This is a genomic window from Bradyrhizobium sp. SZCCHNGR1005, from assembly GCF_032489995.1.
In the GTDB taxonomy this organism is placed as follows: Bacteria; Pseudomonadota; Alphaproteobacteria; order Rhizobiales; family Xanthobacteraceae; genus Bradyrhizobium.
Window position 1 is genome coordinate 440664 of record NZ_JAUEZC010000003.1, and the last position, 20812, is coordinate 461475.

Below are 20812 nucleotides of genomic sequence, written 5' to 3' on the forward strand. Positions count from 1 at the left end.
GGGATCGATCGCCGTGATGGCTTGTCGGCCGGGCCGGAGATGCAATCGTCGCTGCGGCTCGCGATCGCTAGCTAAACGGCCGAAGCATCGGCCCGCACTAACACGAATCGACATTTGCCGATTGCTCGCTAGCCGACGAATTCCATCGCCCGGATTTGACGTAGATCAATTTGATGCAGATCAAAAAGAGAGGCCGCCTGCACGATTATGCAGGCGGCCCAAGTCCAGGGAGGAAACGCCCAAGAGGGCTACGCTATGTCTAGCGCAGAGTGGCCGTCATGGGTATCCGGAGGATACCGGAGGTTGTCAACAACCACAAGTTACATTTTACAGCTAAACACCCCAAAAATCGCGCGACGGCCAGCTCGCAGGCCGTTGGTCGCCTCAAGCCTAAGTCAGAGCACTGGTCTTCGGTTCCTGATCCTTCCGTTCGCGTTGTGCGGCGCTGGCGGGGGGCGCCAGCCCGAATCGGTCGCCCCGGGGCTCGAAGCCCTCCACACATGGTAAATTGTCCCTTTCAATCGGCGGATCGCCCCTGGCAGTAGGAATCCGAAGGCGTCCCGCTCCGGTCCCATGAACATGTCGGCCAATTCGCTCGCCTCCTTGCTACGGTCGGAGCCGTTCGGAATTGGAACTGATGAGGACCTGATCCTCGACAATCGCAAGCCACGTCTGCCGCGACTGCGGACAGATACGGATTTCACCTTCCGCATCGCGAAGCTCAAGATTCAACTTAAAGGCGAATATCGGGATCTGAGCTTTCGACCGCGACTGATCATGGCCGCCGTTGTCGAAGTGGGACATGCGATGGTCTGCCGTCGAGATAACTCGCGCTATGACGTTTGCGAACGGCATCGAGTTGCTGTCGTCGCCACTGTGCAAATTCGTCGGGTGACGCGGCTTTGACGTGCGGTTTCGGAATCAAATGTTGTCGCAATATGACTCCCGCTCAATCGAACTGGATCGCGACCGCCAAGCTCGGGCAGGAATGGCACGGCCTCAGCGATCCCAGGCTGCGCGTCATGGCGCATGCGATCCGCCACGAGCAGCAGGGCGAGATCGCGCTGACGGACGGCGAACGGGTCTACCTCGCCTTGGACATTGGTCCCTTGAGCATCCGACCCGACGGGCAAACCATCAGTACGACGTTGTGCGGCCGGCACTTGCTATGCCTGCCCGTCGGCGATATGTCGCCGCCGAATGGCGCGCCCTGAAACATTCATTTCGTGAAGCCGTTCAAATAGATCGGCCGATCCGCCCCCCATCGGCGCAAAATTTTTCTTTCGCTTTTTCAGAATTCATGTTTCTATTCTGCCATCCCGCCTCGTTGAGGGACGTATCGCGATCGTCACGGACGTTGAGTGCGGGATGCGGTAGGCGCACCGGCGTTGCAGCATGGTTCATCCATGCCGACGAACAGCATCGGTGCGCATGGCCAAATCGTGTGGTTCTGGCGCCTCGGTGCTGGCGCTAAGTTGGCGAGGATGCGGATGATGCATCGCGCCGATGACGGGGACAAGAAAGCCGATCCCCGGGGAGATCACGTATACGCCGTCAAACTATCGCGCAGGGAATGCCGGTTGATCCGGCTAAACCTGTGGTGACTGCCGCCTGCTTTCTTTTCTGCAGGCGGGCCATGGGTGAGGCCTTCACCCGGCATTCCCGGCGCCCTCTTCGTGGTGAGAGGGTGAAACGAAGTTGATAGCTCGGACGCAGACGCGCCGCGAGACGGTGAAATCGTGCGCGGAGATCGCGTCGGCCTGCGTCGCGGAACGGCGCCTCCATGCGTCAGGCTACTCGGCAATAAGGCTGGCGTCCTTCATGAACACAGTCTCCGGCATGCCCTCCGCCATCGCGCCGTTATCGTCCGCGGTCTCGATGCGGACATGGGACACGCCGAACGGATCGCGCCATTGCTGGACGACGCGAACCTTGTAGCCGCGGAACGCATAGAGCCGCCACATCTCCGCCCGATCGGCCATGACGCTGCCTCCCTCTCCCGCTCGCGCCTACGCGATCCAAGTTTCCTGCAGATGGCGCCACACCGGCGTCGGACGATCGGGGCGGCTGAGCAGCAGTGCAGTCGAGACCCGCTCGGTGGTGCCGGAGTCCTGGATCTGCCGCTCGTGATAGGTGACGAGCGCAGTCGTGTCGCTGACATGCCGCACGACGACCTCGCTGATCTCCATGATCAGCGTCGGCCGCGAGCCGCGCATGGACGGCAGCCCGCCCGCAAACTGCGCGTAAGTCACCAGCTTGCCGGCGGGCGAGACCATCGTGAACCCCTCATCGAAGCGGGCGAGGATCGGCGCCGGATCGTTGCTGCCTTCGGCACGAAACCAGGCCTGCAGCAGCCGATGCAGGGCATCGGCCTCGGCGGCCGCGGCGGCGGTGAATGGACTGGCTGAAACGGACATGATGGCTCCTGATCTCGTGACAAATGAGGTTGATGCGGCTCAGGCGCGCATCAACACCGATTTTTCCGGAATGCTTTCCGCCCAGCCGGATGTCAGCGGCGCGACGAAGACGTTCTCGGTCCGCGTCCGCGCCAGTTTCCAGACGCCGTTCTCCTTGCGGAAGGCGTTGTTGAGCCGGCTCGACCGCAACAGCGACGAGCCGTCGCTGAAGATCCAGGGCTGGCAATGCACCCATTGACCATCCGCCTCGTCGCCGCGGACATGGATCTGCTCCGAGGTCAGGTAATGCACGTTGAGCACCAGCGCGGGATCGCGCTTGGTGCCCCAGAAGCCCTCGAAATGCTTGCGGATCGCGGCCTTGCCGACCATACGGCCGAACTGGTTGTCATAATAGGAGCCGACGCCTTCCCAGATCGCGTCTTCGGTGTAGAGCTCCATGATGCGGTTGATCCGCTCGGCATCGTCGTCCGCGCCGGCCTCCGGGCATGGGGTATCGCACAGGAACATGTAGCGGGCCTGAACCCGGCGAATGTCGGCTTCCGCGCGCAGCACTTCAACCTGTTTCTCAAGCGCCTCCAGCTTGGCCGCCAGATCTTCCAGCTTCATCTCAGGTGGTCTCCTGCTCCTTGGCCGGCAGCGCCGGCGCGGCCGCATTCAGGTGATGATAGGCACGGTTGAAATAGATGAGACCTTCCGGATCGGTCGCGATCGCAACATCGACCACCTCGCAGAAGAACACGGTGTGGGTGCCGACCTCCTCGTTGCGCACGATCCTGCAATCCAGGCTGACGGACGCATCGCTCAGCACCGGCGCGCCTGTGGTCAGCGCCCGCCACGACGCCCGCGCAAAACGCTCGGTGATCTCCAGCCCCTTGCCGCCGAATGCGCCGGACAGCGCCTCGTGCCGGCCGGTCAGGACGTTGACGCACAGCACGCCATTTTCGACGAGATGGGCATGCGCGCCGGCCTGCCGGTTGACGCAGACGAGCAAGGTCGGTGGGGTATCCGTCACGCTGCAGACGGCCGAGGCCGTCAACCCATGCCGGCCGGCGGGACCGTCGGTCGTCACCACATTCACGGCGGCTCCCAACCGGCTCATCGCGTCGCGGAATTCGTTTTGGCCGATCGGGCTCATCACAGTCATTCCGCCCTCAGAGATCGAGCACGAGCGTCGGCGTCTTCGAGCGAGAACAGCACACCAGGATCTGGTCGTTGGCTGCCTTCTCCTCGTCGGTCAGATAGTTGTCGCGGTGGTCGGGCACCCCCTCCAGCACCGTGCACATGCAGGTGCCGCAGATGCCCTGCTCGCACGACACTTCAACTTTGACCCCGATCTCCGCGAGCGCCTTGACGATCGGGACGCCGGCCGGAACCATGACGCTCTTGCCGGACTTGGCGAGTTTCACCTCGAAGGCATCACCCGAGGTATCCACATCGGCTTCGAAATATTCGCGATGGATCTGCGCCTCGGGGTGGCCCAGCCGATGCGCCTCGCCGATCACCCATTCCATGAATCCAGCGGGACCGCAGACATAAAGGTGAGTGCCCGCTGCGGGCGCCGGCAAGTCGCGCTCCGGCAGGAAGCGCTGGGCTTCGGGGCCGTCGTCCAAATGCAAACAGCTGTGCGCGGCGAGCGGTGCTGCCTCGAGCACATCCAGGAACGCGGCCTTGGCTCGGCTGCGCGCGCAATAATGCAGCGTGAAATCCTTGGCGTGGGCGGCACAATGCCGCGCCATTGCCAGCAGCGGCGTCACGCCGATACCGCCGCCGATCAGGATCGTCTTGCTGGCCGCGGCTTGCAGCGGAAACAGGTTGCGCGGCACGCCGATCCGCAAGTGATCGCCGGCGTGCACGTCCCGGTGGATCGCGGCGGAGCCGCCGCGCGAGCCTGCGGCCAGCAGGATGCCGAGCTGATAGCGCGAACGATCGGCCGGATCGCCGCACAGCGAATATTGCCGGATCAGATCGGGCCCCAGATGGACATCGACATGCGCGCCCGGCTCGAACCGCGGCAGGCTGGCTCCGGCCGCGGCCGCGAGATCGAGCACGACGATGTCCTCCGCCGGCTCGCTGCGGCTGACGACGACGACATCCAGCGTCTGTTCACTCATGCTCACTTTAATCTTTGCTCAACGCAGATAGATGCCGCCGTTGACGTCCCAGGTCGCGCCCGTCGCAAATGCCGCCTCGGGCGAGGCCAATTGCAACACCAGCTTGCCGATGAAGCTGGCGTCCCCGATCTGGCCGACCGGGATCGTCGCCTTCACGGCTTCCAGCCGCTCGGGCGACAGCGTGCGATGGACCATCGGCGAATCGATCGGGCCTGGTGCGATCGCGTTCACGGTCACCCCCGATGGCCCGAGGTCGCGCGCGAACACTTTGGTCAGCGTGATGATGCCGCCCTTGGATGCAGCGTAGTGCGCGCCGGTCGCTGTGCCGCCGTTCTGGCCGGCGAGCGAGGCCATATTGATGATGCGGCCGTGGCCGCGCGTCTTGAAATAGCTGCCGAACACCTGGCAGCCGAGAAAGGTGCCGCGCAGGTTGACCGCGATGACGGCGTCGAACTCCTCCGGCGAGATCTCCATCACCGGACGCGCCACCGTGACGGCGGCATTGTTCACCAGGGCGTGCACCGTCCCCCATTGCGCGAGCACTGCTTGCAGCGCCGCCGCGAATTGCGGCTTCTCGCGCACGTCGAGCCGCTGCGCCAGCGCAGTCGTGCCGGACGGATCGAGTTCGGCGACGACACGCTGTGCCGCCGCTTCATCGATATCGGCGACCATGACGCGATAGCCGCCGCCATGCAGCACGCGCGCGATCGCCTCGCCGACACCGCTGCCGGCGCCGGTGACGACGGCAGCCCGCTTCTCTTCACCGATCGCCGTCACAGGATGTACCCGATGCCGGTCAGCGCGTCCGTCGAGTTGATCAGGCGCACCACCTTGCGCGAGATCTTCAGCTTGCCGTCGCCGCCGCGCACCAGGCTGAACTCGATGTCGGCGGTGTAGTTGCGTTCGCGACCGCGGCGGAATTCGGTCAGGATCTGCGCACAGCGCAGCTCGCAGGCCGTCGGATCGGTTTTCAGGATCCGGAAGCGCGACTGCACCCGCACGGTGCGCGCCACCGGCGAGGTCGAGATCGACTGGCCGTTGCGCAGGCGGTCGACACGCTTCTGGCGCATGGAGTGGTCGTCATAGGCGTAGTTCAGCGTGTTCTCGAAATCGGTTTCTCCCGGCTCGATCGGAACCACATAATGGGCATCGGACGTCCACAACGACAGCCATTCGTCGTATTCGGCATTGTCGAGCAGGTCGGCCTCATACCAAGTGAAGGTCATGGCCTCGTCAAGGGTGATCGCCTGGGTCATGTTGTTCGTCCTCTCTCAGGCCGCCATCATCTTGGTCCATTGCGCATAGGCCGCGCGCATGCCGGTTTCTGCGCTGACGTCGCCGCGGCGATGGCCGTCCGGCATCGCGGTTTCCTGCGGCAGGCCGCGATTGAGCATCAGCCACAGATCGTGGTCGCCCTGCGCGCCATGCTGCACGCGATCCCACACCTCGGCGTCATCCGGGCTGCCGAATCCCATCGGCCCCTGGAAGAACTCGTGCAGCCGCATGCGCGCGCGGTTCGCCGCGGCCGGTCCGCCCTTCATGCCGATCGCGATGTGACGGATTTCGGTTTCTTCCACGGATACCGGTTGCAGCACCCGGAAGAACGCCATCGAGCAGGCGACATTCGGGAACAGATTGAGGTTGAAGCCGGAGCCGCCGACCGCACGGACGATGCGGCGGACTTCCAGATCGCTGTAATCCCTGGCGAGCTCGGCGGCGAGATCTTTGAACTTCTCCGGGATCGGCGCCTCCAGATTGTCTTCCAGATCGATCAGTTCGGGGATCATCACCATGACACTGTGGCCGTTGCCGAGATCTTCGACGAAGCCGCCATTGTTCATCATGTCGAGCGTGGTCTGCGTCTCGCTGTCGACCGCGGTCAGGAAGGATTTGTGCACCAGCGGGAAGTGATAGGCATCCGTGGTGTTCTCGAGCTGGATCTTCCAGTTGCCGGGAAAGCGGAATTTGTGCTCGCCGAGGGTCGTGACCGGATAGCCCGCGCCCTGCTTCATGAACAGGTCCATCCACTTCTTGGCCGGGCCGAGGAAATCGACCAGCGGCTCGATGTCGTCGCGGAAGGTCGCGAAGATCATGCCGGCATAGGATTCCACCCGCAGCGAGCGCAGCGGAAACTTCGCCCGATCCAGCACGCCCTCATAGCCCTTTTCATAGGGAACGCCGCGCAGCGAGCCGTCGAGCCCGTAGCTCCAGCCATGATACGGACAGACGAAGCTGTTGGTCTTGCCCTTTGCCACTTCGCACACCGTGGCCGCACGATGCCGGCAGCGATTGACATGCACGTGAATGGCGCCCTTGCGGTCGCGCACGACGATCACCGGATGCAAACCGACCTGCGCGGTCTTGAAGTCGCCGGGATTGGCGATCTCGCTCTCATGCGCGACCCAGACCCAGGTGTTCTCGAAGACCTTGCGCATCTCCGTCTTGAATATCTCGGGGTCGGTATAGAGCGTGGTCTTGGCACGGTCGGGCTGGATCAGCGGGCGAATGTCGACGTTGGCTTCGGCGGTTGTGGTCATCAGCTGATATCCTTGAGGACGCCTCGGATCGAATTGGAGTTTAAAGACAGTTTATGGGAAGCCCGGCTGCGTCGGCAGCCCGAGCAGCACCCGGCCCGCGCTCTGCATCGTGCCCTCGCTCAAAAAGGCGTGCTGCGCGACGACGAGGCTATCGCACATTGCTCGCGCCAGATTGTGCGAGGTGTAGATCGAAGCCGTGCCGGCGAGACCGCAGGCGATACGGGCGACGTCCGCGCCCGACCGCGCCGCATGAGTTGCCGCCAGCCGCATCAGGGTGACAGTCTTCTGGTTCGGCGCGCCGTTCACCACTTCGCTCCACAACTCTTCCGTCGCCTCATAGAAGAAGGCGCGGGCCGAGCGCAACAGCGCCTCGGCGCGCGCGATTTCGAGCTGGACGTAGCCACGATCGGCCATGACGGGCGCGCCGGTGATCGAACCGCGCGTCCCGGCCATCGCACTGACATCGTCCAGCGCCGAACGCGCGACGCCGATCGCGACGATCGCCAGCACCTGCGCCGCGAAGGCCAGCGACGGATAACGATAGATCGGCAGATCGAGCGTGGCCTTGCCGCCGCGGATCAAGGTCCATTCTTCCGGCACCACGACGTCGTTGACGATCAGATCATGGCTGCCGGTGCTTTGCAGACCAATGACGTCCCAGTTCTGACGGATCATCACCTTCTCAGCGGGCATGACAGCCACGCGCGGCAGGCCGCCGGTGGAATCGCCATCCACGGTGATGCCGACGCCGATCAGCTCCGCACCCGGCGAGCCGCTGCCGAATTTCCAGACACCGTTGACCAGGAAACCGCCGGACGTGCGCTTGGCGGGCTGCAGCGGAAACAATCCGCCGGCGAACACGACATCGGGCCCCTTCGCATAGACCTTGCGCAGCGTTTCCTCTGGCAAGGCGGCGAGATAGCCGGCGGCACTACCAAAGCTCGCCACCCAGCCGGCCGAACCGTCCGCCTCCGAAATCGCCTCGATCAGGCGGCAGAACTCCGCCGGCGAACGCTCCTCGCCGCCGAACCGCTTGGCGACCATGGCGCGATAGACGCCGATCCGCTTGAACCCTTCGATGATGTCGTCCGGAATCTTCTGTGCGGCGACGAACTCGGAGCGGCGCGCCTTGATCTCGGCGAGCAGCGCCGGCAGGCTCTGCGCTGCAGCGGCTGCCTCCGTCTCTCTGGCGATCGTCGCAAGCGGTGGCGTCATCGGTCGAGCCTCATTGTCCAGACATCGATAGGATAAGAATGCCAATTAGTGGAAATTTCCAGCGAAAAATCTAGCTTCATTGCACAAAGATTATTCCGTGAGTGCCTGCTTAACGACCTTGCAGCGCACGCGCGCGGCAGCAGCAGACGACCAACTCGCGGCCCTCCCTGCCGAACGCAAACTAAGCGCCAGCCCGTTCGCACACGCACAGGACGGCGAGGGTGGCGCAGCACAGCTGCCTTGCTTTATGCAATCTGGTGTTGCTAAGGACGGCAGCCGGATGAGGAACGTCCGACGGAACCGAGACAAATGCGAAAGACCGAATTGGACGAGATCAAGCGCCATGTGAGGGCCGAGGACAGCCGCTTCCTCGCCAGCCGCTCCCCCTTCTACCATACCGTTCGCATGCTCGCCCGGTACTACGCGCGTATGAACGCGGTGCTGAAGCCATCCGGCATCGATATGGCGCGCTGGCGCGTGTTGAGCCTCCTTGCTGAGCGCGAACCTATTACCGTGTCCGAAATCGCAGAGGACTGCGTGGCGCATATTTCCACGATGGCAAAGACCATCACGCGCATGGTCAGCGAGGGCCTGGTGACGGTCCGCACGTCGAGCGCCGATGCGCGCTCGACCGAGGTCATGATCACTCCAGAGGGCCTCGCCCTCCTCGAACAGACCCGGGAAAAGACCAAACACGTCTTCAAGGAAGCGCTGCGCGGCTTGACCAAGACCGAGGTGCAATTGCTCAATTCGCTGTCGGCCCGCATCTTCGAGAACCTGTCGCCATAATAATGTGACTTCCCGCCGCTCCACGCGCGACGACGGCCGGGATTAGTACTCAACTGACTGCTAATCATGCAGCTTGCCGCGAGAAGCGGCGGATTCAGCCGAATTAACTTGCTTGATTGTTCTAGTGAATATGCGAGTAATTTGAAGCCGCCGGCAGAGAGCCACAGCCCGGCAGCCGGAGTGCCGGCAGCTCGGCACGCCGTGCCGCTTTCGCGGCCGTCATAAAGAATGTGAAAGGATCGTGTCGTGCTCAGACTTATTGCCGCGGCGGCGCTGCTGACCGCGACCGTATTCCCCGCCAGTGCCCAGATGAAAGTGGGCGTCATCGCTTCCTCGACCGGCCCGGTCTCCGTGGTCGGCGTGCAGCAGAAGAACACAGCCGCGCTGCTTCCGAAGAAGATCGGCGACGTCGCCGTCGATTATATCTACATGGACGACAACAGCGATCCGACGCAGGCGACCAAGAACGTCCAGAAGATGCTGATCGACGACAAGATCGACGCGCTGATCGGTCCGTCCGGCTCGCCCAATGCCGTCGCAGTGCTCCCGTTCATCGCCGACGCCAAGACCCCGATGCTGGCGCCGGTCGGCACCACGGCGGTGGTGCTGCCGATGGACGACAAGAAGCGCTGGGTATTCAAGACGACGCAGAATGATAACCTCGTCATGGACGCGATCGTCGCGCATATGAAGAAGACCGGCATCAAGACGGTCGCCTTCATCGGCACCAGCGATCCGCTCGGCGACAATTTTGCGGCCGCTTTCAAGGCCGCCGCCGAGCCGGCCGGCCTGAAGATCATCGCCGAGGAGCGCTTCGCCCGCACCGATACCTCTGTGACCGGCCAAGCCCTGAAGATCCGCGCGGCATCTCCCGACGCCGTGCTGATCGGCGCCGCTGGTGCTGCGACCGTGCTGCCCGAAGTGACCTTGGTCGACCAGGGTTTTGCCGGCAAGATCTACCAGACCCATGGCGCTGCGACGCCGGAGTTCCTGAAGATCGGCGGCAAGAAGGTGGAAGGCACTTTCCTCGCCGCAAGCCCAATGCTGGTGTTGTCCGAGATCGGTGACGATGTCGCATCGCGCAAGGTCGCGCTCGACTACATCGCGGCCTACAAGAAAATCTATGACGTCGAACCCGGCACGTTCGGCGCCAACATCTACGATGCCGGGCTGCTGCTCGAGCGCGCCGTTCCGGTGGCCGCCACCAAGGCAAAGCCCGGCACCCCGGAGTTTCGCGCGGCGCTTCGCGACGCGCTCGAAGAGGTCAAAGACCTCACCGGCGCCCAGGGCGTCTACAACATGACCGCAAAGGATCATTCCGGCTTCGATCAGCGCAGCATCGTCATGATCGCGGTCAAGAACGGCAGCTGGTCGCTGGTCAAGTAAGCGAAAGGCGCGGGCGGAAAACTCCTTCCGCCTGCGCCACCGCGTTCCGGCCGGAGCATCTTCGTGAACCTTTTCGTCGCGCTCTACCTCGCCCAGGATGGCATCGCCAACGGCCTCGTCTATGCCCTGTTGGCGGTCGCAATCGTACTGTTGTTCTCGGTCACGCGCGCGATCTTCGTCCCGCAAGGCGAGTTCGTCTCTTTCAGTGCGCTGACCTTCACGACGCTGCAGGATGGGCACACGCCCGGAACAATCCCGCTCCTCGCGGTCCTCGTTCTCCTGCAATTCATCGCCGACGTGATCGCGGACGGCCGAAGCCGCGGCATCGCGGTGCTGCTCCCGGCCTTGCGGCGCGCCGTGCTGCCACTCGGCATCGCGGCGTTGGCGTTCATCGGCGCTCAACTCGATCTGCCGCTGGTGTTCAAAGCCGTGATCGCGATCGCAGTGGTCGGTGCCTGCGGCCCCCTGCTCTACCGTTTGGTGTACCAGCCGATCGCCGCCGCCTCCGTGCTGGTGTTGATGATCGTCTCGGTCGCCTTGCATTTCGTCATGGTCGGCATCGCGCTGTTCGTCTTCGGCCCGGGCGGTCAGCGCTCCGCACCGCTGATCGACGGCAGCTTTATCGTGGCCGGCGTGCCGATCGCGGGCCAGACCATCGCGATCTTGCTGGTCACGCTGGCTGTGATTGCGCTCCTTTACTACGCCTCCCAGCGCACGCTCTACGGCAAGGCCATGCTTGCCGCCGCGATCAACCGCGAAGGCGCGCGGCTGATGGGCATCTCGGTGCCGCTCTCCGGCCGGATCGCCTTTACGCTCGCCGCAACCATCGGAGCGCTAGCCGGTGTGCTGATCGCACCCACGACCACGATCATCTACGACACCGGCTTTCTGCTTGGGCTGAAAGGATTCGTTGCGGCGATTCTCGGTGGCCTCATCAGTTTTCCGCTCTCGGCGATCGGCGCAATCGTGGTCGGCCTGCTCGAAAGCTACGCCTCCTTCGCAGCTTCGACCTACAAGGAGGTCATCGTCTTCGGCCTGGTGATCCCGATCCTCCTATTTCGTTCGATGCGGATGTCGCGACGGGAAAAGGAAGACATCGCGGAAGAACCGGCCGCCCATGCGCAGGAAGATCTCTGCCCTGAAGCGCTAGCGCGCCGGCGGCTTTGGCGCCGCGGCCTCGAACTCGCATTCCTCGCCTTCGTGCTGGTATCGCCGATCATCTTCTCCGATTACAGCATCGCAATGCTCGACTATGTCGGGTTGGCGTCCATCACCGTCCTCGGTCTCGTATTGCTTACCGGCGTCGCCGGCCTCACCTCGTTCTCGCAGGCCGCCTATGTCGGGATCGGAGCTTATGTCACCGGCTATCTTTCATCGGTCTACGGCATCTCGCCGTGGCTCACGCTCCTGGCCGTCCTGGCCGTTGCCTTTACGATCGCGCTGGTGAACTCGCTGATTGCGGTCCGCCTGTCCGGCCACTATCTGCCGCTGGCGACCTTGGCGCTCGCGATCGTCGCCTTCTATCTGTTCGGCAGCCTGCCTCAAACCGGCGGTCAGGCCGGTATGAGCGACATCCCGCCGCTCTCGATTGCAGGCTTCGCGCTCAAGGATCCCAAAAGCTTCTATGTCGCGACCTGGACGGTGCTGCTCGCGCTCCTGGTCGGCACGCGTAATCTCTTGGACTCTCGGCCCGGGCGCGCCATCCGTTCGCTGCGTTACGGCACGATCATGGCCGAGAGCGTCGGGGTCAATACGCAAAGCTACAAGGTCGCAAGCTTTGTGATCGCCTGTCTGATGGCGGCGCTCGCCGGCTGGCTCTATGCGCATTTCCAGCGCTTCATCAACCCTTCCCCCTTCTCCTTCGGGCAAGGCATCGAATATCTGTTCATGGCTGTGATCGGCGGAGCCTCCTCGATCGCGGGCGCGGTGGCCGGCGCCGGCATCGTGGTGCTCTCCAATCAATGGCTGCAGAGCCATCTTCCGTCGCTCCTGCATGTTCAGGGCGATTTCGAGATTGTCATCTTCGGCATCGCGGCGGTCGCAATGCTGCAATTCCTGCCCGAGGGCATCTGGCCGGCGCTGATCAACCTGTTGAGACTCAACGTGCCCGACGCGCGCCCGAAGGCCGAGGACGCGCCGCGCCTGCCTGAGCGCGACAAGCCGGCGCGCGGCCGCGCTATCCTCTCGGTGATCAACGTCACGAAATCGTTCGGCGTCGTAAAGGCCAACCGCGATATTTCGCTCGACGTCCATGCTGGTGAGATCCTGGCGCTGATCGGCCCCAATGGCGCCGGCAAGAGCACGCTGTTCGACCTGATTTCTGGCGTGCAGTCGCCAACCAAAGGCTCGATCAACTTTCTCGGCAAGGAAAGCCGTTATGCCACCCGCGCACTGTCGCTTGACGGCATGGGCCGCACCTTCCAGCACGTCCGCATCATCCCCGACATGAGCGTGATCGAAAACGTCGCGCTGGGCGCGCATGCCCGTGGGGCGACCGGCCTCGTCACCGCCAGCCTGCTCCTCGATCGCAAGGAAGAGGCGACGCTGCTGGCGGAAGCACAACGGCAGCTCACACGTGTTGGTCTTGCGCAGCTCGCCGAGCGCAATGCCGGCAGCCTCGCGCTCGGCCAGCAGCGGGTGCTGGAAATTGCACGCGCGCTCTGCTCCGATCCCTGCCTCCTCCTGCTCGACGAACCCGCCGCAGGCCTGCGCCATCTTGAGAAGAAAGCACTCGCCGATTTGCTTTCACAGCTCAGGACCGAGGGCATGGCCGTGATGATCGTGGAGCACGACATGGACTTCGTGATGAACTTGGCGGACCGGATCGTCGTGATGCAATTCGGCGAGAAGCTCGCCGAAGGCACGCCAGCCGAGGTCCAGGCCAATTCCAAGGTGATCGAAGCCTATCTCGGAGGCGTGGAATGAGCGCCGCATCCACCAGCTCCGACGTGCTGCTCGCGGCCGAGAACATCAGCATCGGCTACGGCCGCGTCGAAGTCATCCGAGGCCTGAACCTTTCGATCCGGCGCGGCCAGATCGTCGCGATCATCGGCCCCAACGGCGCCGGCAAGACCACATTGCTGAGCGGCCTGATGGGGCAATTGCCGGTGCGCGGCCGGCTGACCTTCTTCGGTGAAGTCGCGGCGGAACAGCCGCCCGTCGAGACGCTGGTTGGCCGCGGCATGACCTTGATCCCGGAGACCCGCGAATTGTTCACGACTATGACCGTCGAGGACAATCTGATGCTCGGCGCCTTCCTGCGCTACCGCCGCGGAGACAAGAGCTATTTAAATACTCTTGAAGAGGTCTACGCGCTGCTGCCCCGATTGAAAGAGCGGCGTTGGCAGCTCGCGAGCACCCTGTCTGGCGGCGAGCGCCAGATGCTGGCGATGGGCCGCGCGCTGATGTCCAAACCTCAGCTTCTGATGCTGGATGAGCCGAGCCTCGGGCTTGCCCCACTCGTCACCCGCGACATTTTGCGCTCCGTGGCCGGCTTGCGCGATCGCGGCGTATCTTGCCTGCTGGTCGAGCAGAATGCGCGCGCCGCGCTGCGCATTGCCGACTACGCCTATGTGATGGAATCCGGTGCCATCATGCTCGAAGGCCCGGCCTCCGAAGTCGCGAGCAATCCCGACGTGATCAATTCCTATCTCGGGATTCGGGCAGCCGCATCCTAGACGTTCTCGAAGCCCGCAATGGCGCGGGCAAAGGCAGGTGCAACATGCTGATGGTCAAACGAAGCGAACGGGACGAGGAACATCACCTCCGGAGCGAGCTCGCGCTGTTCTATCGGCTGGTCGATTTCTTGGGCTGGACCGAGATGATCTTCAACCACATCTCGGTGCGCCTACCCGGCGTCGAGAAGCGCTACCTGGTCAATCCGTTCGGACTGAACTACAACGAGGTCACGCCTGACAATCTGCTGACCGTCGACGTCACTGGCCATCTGATCGGCGACTCGAACTACAAGCCAAATCCGGCCGGCTTTGCGCTGCACGGCGCGATCCACGCCGCGCGCGAGGACCTCCACTGCGTCGCGCATGCGCACACGACGGCGATGTCGGCGGTGGCGCAGAAGAAGGACGGGTTGAGCCACGATAATTTCTACGGCGCGCAGCTCGCCGGACGCACCGGCTATCACACCTTCGAGGGCATCACGCTGTTCGACGACGAGCGCGAGCGCATGCTGGCGAGTCTTGGCAATGGCGACGTGCTGATCCTGCGCAACCACGGCGTCGCCGTCGGAGCCGCCGACGTGCCACGCACCTTCATGCTGCTGTGGACCGTGCAGCGCGCCTGCGAGATCCAGTGCCAGGCCGGCATGATCCCGGGGCCGGATAGCGCGCTACCGGATGCCGTGCGCGCGCAGTGCGTCTCGAATTCCAAGCGTCTGATCGAGGAAGCCGAATTCGCGAGACTATTCTTCGACGCGGCCATCCGCCGCATGAGCGCCGTCAAGGGCAAGCCGTTCTGATCGCGCGATCGGGCTTCATCGATGCCGCCGGCTCAGCCGCTTAAGATCGGGATCGTCGGGGCCGGCGCAATCGGCTCTGCGTTGGCCGCCCAGCTTGCGCTCGCCGGCCAGCCCGTGTCACTGGTTGCGCGCGGCGCGCGCCGCGAACTGCTGGCCAGGGAGGGCGTGCGGCTGCGCAACGGCAGCGGCGAGCTCGCGATCGCGCATCCCGCGATCATCACGCTGCGCGAGCTTGCGACCTGTGATGTGGTCGTGGTCGCAGTGAAGGCGCAGGCGCTGCCGGAGCTGCTGCCGCAGCTTGTGCAAGCCATGGCGCCCTCGGCGCTGCTGATGCCCGCCGTCAATGGGCTGCCCTGGTGGTATTTTCTCGGTGCGAGCCGTTTTGCCCGAACCTCGCTTGCATCTCTCGATCCCAACGGCGACATGCTCTCGCACTTTCCGGCGGAGCGCCTGATCGGCTGCGTCGTCTATACGCGTGCTGCGATGAACGACGACGGCGACATCATCGTGCATGGCGAGCAAAGCCTCCGGATCGGACAGGTCGGACCTGTGCCGCCTCCCATTGCGCTCGGCAATCAGCTGGCGTCGGCGGGAGTTACCGTCAGCGTGGAGACGGATGTTCGCCGCGAAGTCTGGCGTAAATTATTGCGCAATGCTTCGACGAATCTGGTCTCCGGCCTGACCGGCACGAACCTGGAGCAAATCGGCAACGATACCGGCCTCCTCGCTGTCACGAGCAATATCGCGCGCGAGGTGGCTGAGCTTGCCGAGAAACTCGGCTATCCGACCGCACCTGATCTCGACGGCTTCGTCCACGAACTGCGGCGCGCAGGGCCGCACGTGCCATCGACGTTGCAGGACATCCGCGCGGGGCGTGCGCTCGAACTCGACGCGCTCGCGGAAGCACCGCTTGAAGTCGCACGGTGGCTCGGATGCCACATGCCGACGCTGGACTGTGTCCTCACGCTGCTGCGCGCGCAGCTTCGCTACGCCAACTCCGGCCGCCGGAATCAGGAGCGATAGACATCGGAAGTTACACCTAGCGAAAATCAACGGAGTCCCGTTTGAATTTCACTCCGTGCGATTCGACTTCCCGCTACTGGCGAGACCAGCAGGCAGACGCGGCGTGCAACCCGCTCGAACGCCAACTACATCAGGGTGAAACTTCGCTGACCGGCCAGGACGTATCGGCTCGTCAACAAGCTCCGTCGGACAGCAACAACGAAGGGATCGTCACGATCAGGATCTTTGCATCGAGCGCCATCGACCACTGATGGGCGTAGAACGTGTCGTAAGCAACACGTTCGCCGTAGCTCGTCGCACTCCGACCGCTAACCTGCCAGAGCCCAGTGATGCCGGGACGGCAAGCCAGATAAGCGCGGGCGGATTCCGAATATCGCACCAGTTCCTGCTCTGTCACGGGACGGGGGCCGACGATGCTCATATCGCCCTTCAGAACATTGAAGAGCTGCGGCAACTCGTCGAGGCTCGACCGGCGCAAAATGGCTCCGATCATCGTCACCCGCGGATCTCGCTTCAGCTTATGATTGGCAGCCCATTCCGCCGCGGCAGCGCTATCGTGCTCGAGCAGCCATCGCAATTGCTCCGACGAATCCACCACCATCGTGCGAAACTTCAGGCAATCGAAGTTTCGTCCGTTGAACCCTACTCGCCTATGGCGGAACAGAATGGGCCCGGAAGAGGACAGGAAGACGAGGAGGCCGCAGATGATAAGCAGCGGCGCCAAGAGGACAATGCCAGTCAGCGCGAGTATGATGTCTACAGCGCGCTTCGGCGTCAAGCCGATCGGACCGACCGGTGCAGCACGAGCAACAAGGCGCATACCGTCACGTCTAAGCATGTTCAGCACCAACTACTTTGCACAGCACTAACCAGATTTTGCGCAATACGGGCGAAACGGAAATTGACAAGTCGATTTAATCAAAAGTGGACCAACGATTAGATCGCGATCTGCACACAACGCGCAGCAGGCGGCCCCGGAAGAGCCGCTCAGGCCGCAGCCGTTCTCAGCCGCGAACGCCGATACGCCATGAAGCTTAGGCCGGTGAATCCAAGCAGCATCATTGCCCATGTCGAAGGCTCGGGAACGGCACTGACGTTGACATCAGCGATCGACCAGAGCTCATCCTTCGCCCCCTGAAAACCTGCACGATAATCGCCGCCCAGGCTCTCATAAGAGAAGGTCAACGTGTTCTTTCCCGCCACCAGCGGGATGGAGGCAAAACTGAATTGCTGCTCACCGCCGCAATAGCAAATTCCAGTGCCGTTATTGGTTGGGTTGCTGAAAGTTGCACCGAGCGGATTGGAGTATACGACAGCCTGCGTTTCGTCGGATCCGCCGCCGAGATTGAAGGTCCCCCGGAATATCTGGGTGCCATTCAATGCAAGCCTGAAGTCGTCCTCGAAATAGTTATGCCCATCGAGACTGATATAGCCATTAAGCACGAAGCTCAGGCCAGAGGAGATCGCGTTGGACGAATAGAAGTCGACCGAGAAAGATGTGTCTGTCACCATCGGAGTGGACGGGCCGCTGTAAACGATGGCTGCCCGCGCCGGCGCGCAAAACAAGCTGATAACCGTCAGGGTGATCCAGGCCGCTACATTACGCATACAAATCTCCCACTAAACCAGCCGAGCACCGTCTAGACCAAAGCTGAATGCATCAGCCGTACCAACTCGAATTACAAAGATTTACCGCTTCAATTCAGTCAAACATCCGTAAGCGATACGAATCAGCTCGTCCGTTATGCGATGCGACGTTTGCCGAATCACGAGACGAGCAGGTCATGCGCCGAGTTCGCGCCCCTCCCTCGCAACGTTGCCCCGACACACGGGGCAACGACATCGATGAGACGGCAGGGCGAGAGTCTTACTTCAGATGAAGCGGAAGGACGCAGCGCTGCCGCGGCGACGGTAGGCCATGAAGCCAAGGCAAGCGAAGCCGATCCCCATCAGCGCCCATGTGCTGGGTTCAGGAACCGCGACAGTGAAGGTGTTGCCGGCAACCTGAAGGTTGGTCGGACCATTGCCCGAGTTCTTGCCGAAGATCTGCAGGATGTAGTCGCCGTTCGCCGCAAACGAATCGATAGCCTGGGCAAACTGCACCCCGGCAACCAGGAAACCGGTCCCGGACGCAACGAGCGTACCACCGATCGACCCAGACCAGATATCGACCGTCAGCCCCTGGACCTGTCCCGAGGCATCCGTGAGCCCGGCCTTGAAGTTGGAGAGGCCCGACAGAGACGACAGACTGAAAGTATAGTTGATGTCGAAAGCCTCACCGGCGTTCAGCCCGCTGATCGTAAAATTGATGTTGGGGTTCAGCCCCAACGAGCTGCCGCTCGCAGGCACTACGGTATAGGCCTTGGAAGGCACTATGGATGCTGCGACCATCGAGAGCGCCAGCAAACCGGCCTGAATAAGCTTCATATCTCGCCCCTTTCTATTCGAAACTGATCAAACGAATTAGGAAACAAGTCTGGGAGCATCAGACGTCGACAGAACGTTCAGGTTGTCCCGCGAGCTATCAATCGCGGCGACCTTTCGCCTCCTGCCTCCTCTACGACGCGGCCTCTTCCACGGCTAAGGACCGCCCCAAACTCGCTCCCTTCGGATTTAATTCTTATCTTAATCGAGCCGGCAGCTCAATGGATTATTAACCAATAAAATGTTTTTAAACGATAAAATACATGAAATAAATCAATTGCTTAGATTCGACGCAACAATATCCAGCCACAACTGTGGCCGATCAGGAACAGGAATGCCGGCCACAAGATTATTTCAATTGGGATTATGGCAAAGCCGGAAGATCGACATTTAAATGTCCACCTTGGGATTCAAATCACCCTTCAGTCGACCGTCCGGACCTTGGTCAAGCAGGCGTGAATCGTTGATACGAAGCGGTTCTGGGCGTCGTACGCCCTGCCATTTTCTGCAGAAGCCGGATCCAACTGCCCTGGCCCTTGGAGGTCAGCCGAACAGGCTCGATGGTCTACTCGCGACTCGTAAGGCCTGACGAGACGCTCCGGCCCCTCCGTGACATTGTTGAGGGCCTCCAACAACTCGATGGCGAACCGATCCAACGACATGCGACCTCGCTCTCCAGCTTCATGGCGAGCCAGCACAATCCATAATTGGGTACGCAAACGCCTTCAGAGAAGCCGACCGGCAGTTCGTTCACAGCCGGATCAGCGCGAGCGAGCTACGGTGTTCGATTCTCAAGCCGGCCGTGCATCTCGACCGTTTCAGCTTTCATGACCTCTAAGCGAAGCCTTCGGACTTGCAAGTACAGCTTGGCAAGTTGTGGATGTCTCAAAGGCTGACGACATACGACAACGTCTCTCCAGGTCCACGCGCTACGAGAAGCATAACGGGATTGGGAGGATCTCAACCGAACTCTCGACACCATCAATACCTTAAAAAGTCGCTTGCTCAAAATACCGACTGGGAGGCTCAACTCCTACTTCGGTGGCTTTTGTGTCTCTTGGTCACACGGCTCGAGCAAAGGTTCGAATCGTGTGTCGCAACTCGGGCTGCGATTGCCGCTTGGAAGTCGCGGCAGAATTAAATTCGAATATTATGCCGCTCATGCCAAGAAAATATGAAGATACATCATCAATATCAATCAGCTTCGTCGACGCTCCGTTCTTATCCAGCTGCGTGGTCCGCGCCCACGAAAAATATCCACAAAAAGCTTCATCTGCCTCAACAAGCCCAGTCCGCTGAGCACGATGCGGCGGAACGGAAGAATGTTACGCCCAAATCCGGCCCACGCAATCAAGATTGTCACGCTGAGCAACACAAAGTCGGTGGCCGCGATTGCGAAAGGAGCGAGCGCGCCAGTGACCGCGACCATCAGCACGTCGATGACGCAAACTCCGAGCGTCAGCAAGACGAGCAGCGACAGCGGAGGAATGGCGATGTCGAGCGCAAGCAAGAGAAGATCCCAGTTTCGCTGCCGGACCGCCCTAAGAATCAGACGCGGCACGGCAGTCATCAGCGAAAGATGACCTTGGATCCAGCGTTGACGTTGGCGATCCGCACCCTCCTCAGATACCGGAAACTCGCTGACGATTTCGACGAAGGGAAAGAAGCGGGGCGCGTATCCCTGCTCGGCCAGATCGAGCCCGAGCTTCATGTCTTCCACCAGATCCCCGTTCGCCAGTGGCGCACGTTCGATGACGTGCCAGGGAAAGGCCATGCCCGTGCCCATCAATTGAACAGGCCAGCCGAGTCTGCTTAGCCCGAGCGGACGGACCCAGTTCTTGATCGTCCAGGCAAATTGGGCAAGACCGCTGCCCCCCGCAGGTCCGGGAGCAGCGGTCATACGATAATTGCACTGCAACGGTTTCTGGATGCGAGAGCATGCGACCGACATCTTCCGAACAGCGCCGGCAGACAAGCGGCAGTCCGCGTCGACGAACATGATGATCTCGGGAGGATCGGACCGCAGGAAGTCGACCGCGTACGCCAACGCAAAGCCCTTGCCAATCCGTGACGGATCGTGGCGCTCGATGACCTCTGCACCTTCGCCATAGGCCACCGTGGCCGTGTCGTCTGAGCAATTGTCGGCCACGACGATGAGGCGGTCCCGATCGGTCATTTGCGTACGCAAGTCCCGAAGCGTGGGAACGATGCCACCACTCTCGTTGTGAGCGGGCACGACGACGGCCGCCCGTGGCGATGCGCCACGCTGCCCCTCCGCTTCTGCAGCCTTGAGCAGCGATGCGCAAACCTCGATCATCAAGAGGGCGATCGGAATACCGATTACTCCGGCGATCAACGTCAGCGATATCGTCAGAAAGATCGTCATCCTGCTGTCAATTGCCTCTCACTGCCCAGGCGCCATTTGCTGCGGGTCGG

Annotated in this window: 20 protein-coding genes and 1 pseudogene; 8 read left to right on the forward strand and 13 right to left on the reverse strand. The window is 62.1% G+C overall.

Annotated features, from left to right (window positions below):
• Positions 1-573: 573 nt before the first annotated feature.
• Both QXZ85_RS14485 and QXZ85_RS14490 read left to right on the forward strand, forming a co-directional pair.
• On the forward strand, positions 574-906 hold the full coding sequence (locus QXZ85_RS14485) for a hypothetical protein (RefSeq protein WP_315704715.1): 333 nt from the start codon (positions 574-576) through the stop codon (positions 904-906).
• Between the two features lie 32 nt (positions 907-938).
• The gene (locus QXZ85_RS14490; protein WP_315704716.1) at positions 939-1214 is read left to right on the forward strand and encodes a hypothetical protein; all 276 of its coding nucleotides are present in this window, start codon (positions 939-941) and stop codon (positions 1212-1214) included.
• A 579-nt stretch (positions 1215-1793) separates the two neighbouring features.
• On the opposite strand, the gene QXZ85_RS14495 is transcribed toward QXZ85_RS14490, so the two are convergent.
• From QXZ85_RS14495 to QXZ85_RS14535, 9 genes are read right to left on the reverse strand one after another with little or no spacing between them, the layout of a single operon-like run.
• A complete protein-coding gene (locus tag QXZ85_RS14495) occupies positions 1794-1982 on the reverse strand; it encodes a hypothetical protein (RefSeq protein ID WP_315704717.1) in 189 nt (62 codons plus the stop codon).
• A 27-nt stretch (positions 1983-2009) separates the two neighbouring features.
• The gene (locus tag QXZ85_RS14500; RefSeq protein ID WP_316174340.1) at positions 2010-2417 is read right to left on the reverse strand and encodes a DUF4440 domain-containing protein; all 408 of its coding nucleotides are present in this window, start codon (positions 2415-2417) and stop codon (positions 2010-2012) included.
• 39 nt (positions 2418-2456) lie between these two features.
• Positions 2457-3023: a nuclear transport factor 2 family protein gene (locus QXZ85_RS14505; RefSeq protein WP_315704719.1), complete on the reverse strand. Its 567-nt coding sequence runs from the start codon at positions 3021-3023 to the stop codon at positions 2457-2459.
• A 1-nt stretch (position 3024) separates the two neighbouring features.
• Complete coding sequence (locus QXZ85_RS14510) at positions 3025-3561, reverse strand: flavin reductase (protein ID WP_315704720.1); 537 nt, start codon at positions 3559-3561, stop codon at positions 3025-3027.
• Positions 3562-3568: 7 nt separating this feature from the next.
• Positions 3569-4528 (reverse strand): PDR/VanB family oxidoreductase, encoded by a 960-nt coding sequence (locus QXZ85_RS14515; RefSeq protein ID WP_315765488.1) that lies wholly within the window; start codon positions 4526-4528, stop codon positions 3569-3571.
• Between the two features lie 18 nt (positions 4529-4546).
• Positions 4547-5305, reverse strand: a complete 759-nt coding sequence (locus tag QXZ85_RS14520) for an SDR family NAD(P)-dependent oxidoreductase (protein ID WP_315704722.1) — start codon at positions 5303-5305, stop codon at positions 4547-4549.
• Positions 5302-5784, reverse strand: a complete 483-nt coding sequence (locus tag QXZ85_RS14525; RefSeq protein WP_315741962.1) for an aromatic-ring-hydroxylating dioxygenase subunit beta — start codon at positions 5782-5784, stop codon at positions 5302-5304. The genes QXZ85_RS14520 and QXZ85_RS14525 overlap by 4 nt, the downstream gene beginning before the upstream one ends.
• A gap of 15 nt (positions 5785-5799) precedes the next feature.
• Complete coding sequence (locus QXZ85_RS14530) at positions 5800-7065, reverse strand: aromatic ring-hydroxylating dioxygenase subunit alpha (protein ID WP_315768393.1); 1266 nt, start codon at positions 7063-7065, stop codon at positions 5800-5802.
• 51 nt (positions 7066-7116) lie between these two features.
• Entirely contained in the window at positions 7117-8280 is a 1164-nt protein-coding gene (locus tag QXZ85_RS14535) for an acyl-CoA dehydrogenase family protein (RefSeq protein WP_316174344.1), read from the reverse strand.
• A 324-nt stretch (positions 8281-8604) separates the two neighbouring features.
• On the opposite strand from QXZ85_RS14535, the gene QXZ85_RS14540 reads away from it, so the two are divergent.
• The 6 genes from QXZ85_RS14540 (at position 8605) to QXZ85_RS14565 (ending at position 15952) form a co-directional block, all read left to right on the forward strand.
• The gene (locus QXZ85_RS14540) at positions 8605-9069 is read left to right on the forward strand and encodes a MarR family winged helix-turn-helix transcriptional regulator (protein ID WP_315704726.1); all 465 of its coding nucleotides are present in this window, start codon (positions 8605-8607) and stop codon (positions 9067-9069) included.
• Between the two features lie 246 nt (positions 9070-9315).
• The gene (locus QXZ85_RS14545) at positions 9316-10455 is read left to right on the forward strand and encodes an ABC transporter substrate-binding protein (protein ID WP_315727674.1); all 1140 of its coding nucleotides are present in this window, start codon (positions 9316-9318) and stop codon (positions 10453-10455) included.
• Between the two features lie 63 nt (positions 10456-10518).
• Positions 10519-13380 (forward strand): branched-chain amino acid ABC transporter permease/ATP-binding protein, encoded by a 2862-nt coding sequence (locus QXZ85_RS14550; RefSeq protein ID WP_316166420.1) that lies wholly within the window; start codon positions 10519-10521, stop codon positions 13378-13380.
• Positions 13377-14132 (forward strand): ABC transporter ATP-binding protein, encoded by a 756-nt coding sequence (locus QXZ85_RS14555; RefSeq protein ID WP_315741964.1) that lies wholly within the window; start codon positions 13377-13379, stop codon positions 14130-14132. Before QXZ85_RS14550 ends, QXZ85_RS14555 begins: the two co-directional genes overlap by 4 nt.
• Positions 14133-14176: 44 nt before the next feature.
• On the forward strand, positions 14177-14929 hold the full coding sequence (locus tag QXZ85_RS14560; RefSeq protein WP_316174346.1) for a class II aldolase/adducin family protein: 753 nt from the start codon (positions 14177-14179) through the stop codon (positions 14927-14929).
• Positions 14930-14950: 21 nt separating this feature from the next.
• Positions 14951-15952, forward strand: coding sequence for a 2-dehydropantoate 2-reductase (locus QXZ85_RS14565; RefSeq protein ID WP_315741965.1), 1002 nt, complete (start codon positions 14951-14953; stop codon positions 15950-15952).
• A 172-nt stretch (positions 15953-16124) separates the two neighbouring features.
• Here the strand turns inward: QXZ85_RS14565 and QXZ85_RS14570 are convergent, their stop codons facing one another.
• The 4 genes and pseudogenes from QXZ85_RS14570 to QXZ85_RS14585 form a co-directional block, all read right to left on the reverse strand.
• Positions 16125-16790, reverse strand: coding sequence for a sugar transferase (locus tag QXZ85_RS14570; RefSeq protein WP_315704732.1), 666 nt, complete (start codon positions 16788-16790; stop codon positions 16125-16127).
• 149 nt (positions 16791-16939) lie between these two features.
• A pseudogene (locus tag QXZ85_RS33765) lies at positions 16940-17041 on the reverse strand (PEP-CTERM sorting domain-containing protein); the annotation flags it as partial.
• A 783-nt stretch (positions 17042-17824) separates the two neighbouring features.
• Positions 17825-18379: an FxDxF family PEP-CTERM protein gene (locus tag QXZ85_RS14580; RefSeq protein ID WP_315704734.1), complete on the reverse strand. Its 555-nt coding sequence runs from the start codon at positions 18377-18379 to the stop codon at positions 17825-17827.
• Between the two features lie 1195 nt (positions 18380-19574).
• Positions 19575-20762, reverse strand: coding sequence for a glycosyltransferase family 2 protein (locus tag QXZ85_RS14585; RefSeq protein WP_316174349.1), 1188 nt, complete (start codon positions 20760-20762; stop codon positions 19575-19577).
• Between the last annotated feature and the right edge of the window lie 50 nt (positions 20763-20812).

Bases quoted from the DNA above. Each gene is read 5' to 3' on its own strand.
- QXZ85_RS14490 (WP_315704716.1), top strand. From the start codon at position 939: ATGACTCCCGCTCAATCGAACTGGATCGCGACCGCCAAGCTCGGGCAG.
- QXZ85_RS14560 (WP_316174346.1), top strand. From the start codon at position 14,177: ATGCTGATGGTCAAACGAAGCGAACGGGACGAGGAACATCACCTCCGG.
- QXZ85_RS14505 (WP_315704719.1), bottom strand. From the start codon at position 3,023: ATGAAGCTGGAAGATCTGGCGGCCAAGCTGGAGGCGCTTGAGAAACAG.
- QXZ85_RS14580 (WP_315704734.1), bottom strand. From the start codon at position 18,379: ATGAAGCTTATTCAGGCCGGTTTGCTGGCGCTCTCGATGGTCGCAGCA.
- QXZ85_RS14535 (WP_316174344.1), bottom strand. From the start codon at position 8,280: ATGACGCCACCGCTTGCGACGATCGCCAGAGAGACGGAGGCAGCCGCT.
- QXZ85_RS14500 (WP_316174340.1), bottom strand. From the start codon at position 2,417: ATGTCCGTTTCAGCCAGTCCATTCACCGCCGCCGCGGCCGCCGAGGCC.
- QXZ85_RS14495 (WP_315704717.1), bottom strand. From the start codon at position 1,982: ATGGCCGATCGGGCGGAGATGTGGCGGCTCTATGCGTTCCGCGGCTAC.
- QXZ85_RS14530 (WP_315768393.1), bottom strand. From the start codon at position 7,065: ATGACCACAACCGCCGAAGCCAACGTCGACATTCGCCCGCTGATCCAG.
- QXZ85_RS14555 (WP_315741964.1), top strand. From the start codon at position 13,377: ATGAGCGCCGCATCCACCAGCTCCGACGTGCTGCTCGCGGCCGAGAAC.
- QXZ85_RS14525 (WP_315741962.1), bottom strand. From the start codon at position 5,784: ATGACCCAGGCGATCACCCTTGACGAGGCCATGACCTTCACTTGGTAT.
- QXZ85_RS14565 (WP_315741965.1), top strand. From the start codon at position 14,951: ATGCCGCCGGCTCAGCCGCTTAAGATCGGGATCGTCGGGGCCGGCGCA.
- QXZ85_RS14485 (WP_315704715.1), top strand. From the start codon at position 574: ATGAACATGTCGGCCAATTCGCTCGCCTCCTTGCTACGGTCGGAGCCG.
- QXZ85_RS14585 (WP_316174349.1), bottom strand. From the start codon at position 20,762: ATGACGATCTTTCTGACGATATCGCTGACGTTGATCGCCGGAGTAATC.
- QXZ85_RS14510 (WP_315704720.1), bottom strand. From the start codon at position 3,561: ATGACTGTGATGAGCCCGATCGGCCAAAACGAATTCCGCGACGCGATG.
- QXZ85_RS14515 (WP_315765488.1), bottom strand. From the start codon at position 4,528: ATGAGTGAACAGACGCTGGATGTCGTCGTCGTCAGCCGCAGCGAGCCG.
- QXZ85_RS14570 (WP_315704732.1), bottom strand. From the start codon at position 16,790: ATGCTTAGACGTGACGGTATGCGCCTTGTTGCTCGTGCTGCACCGGTC.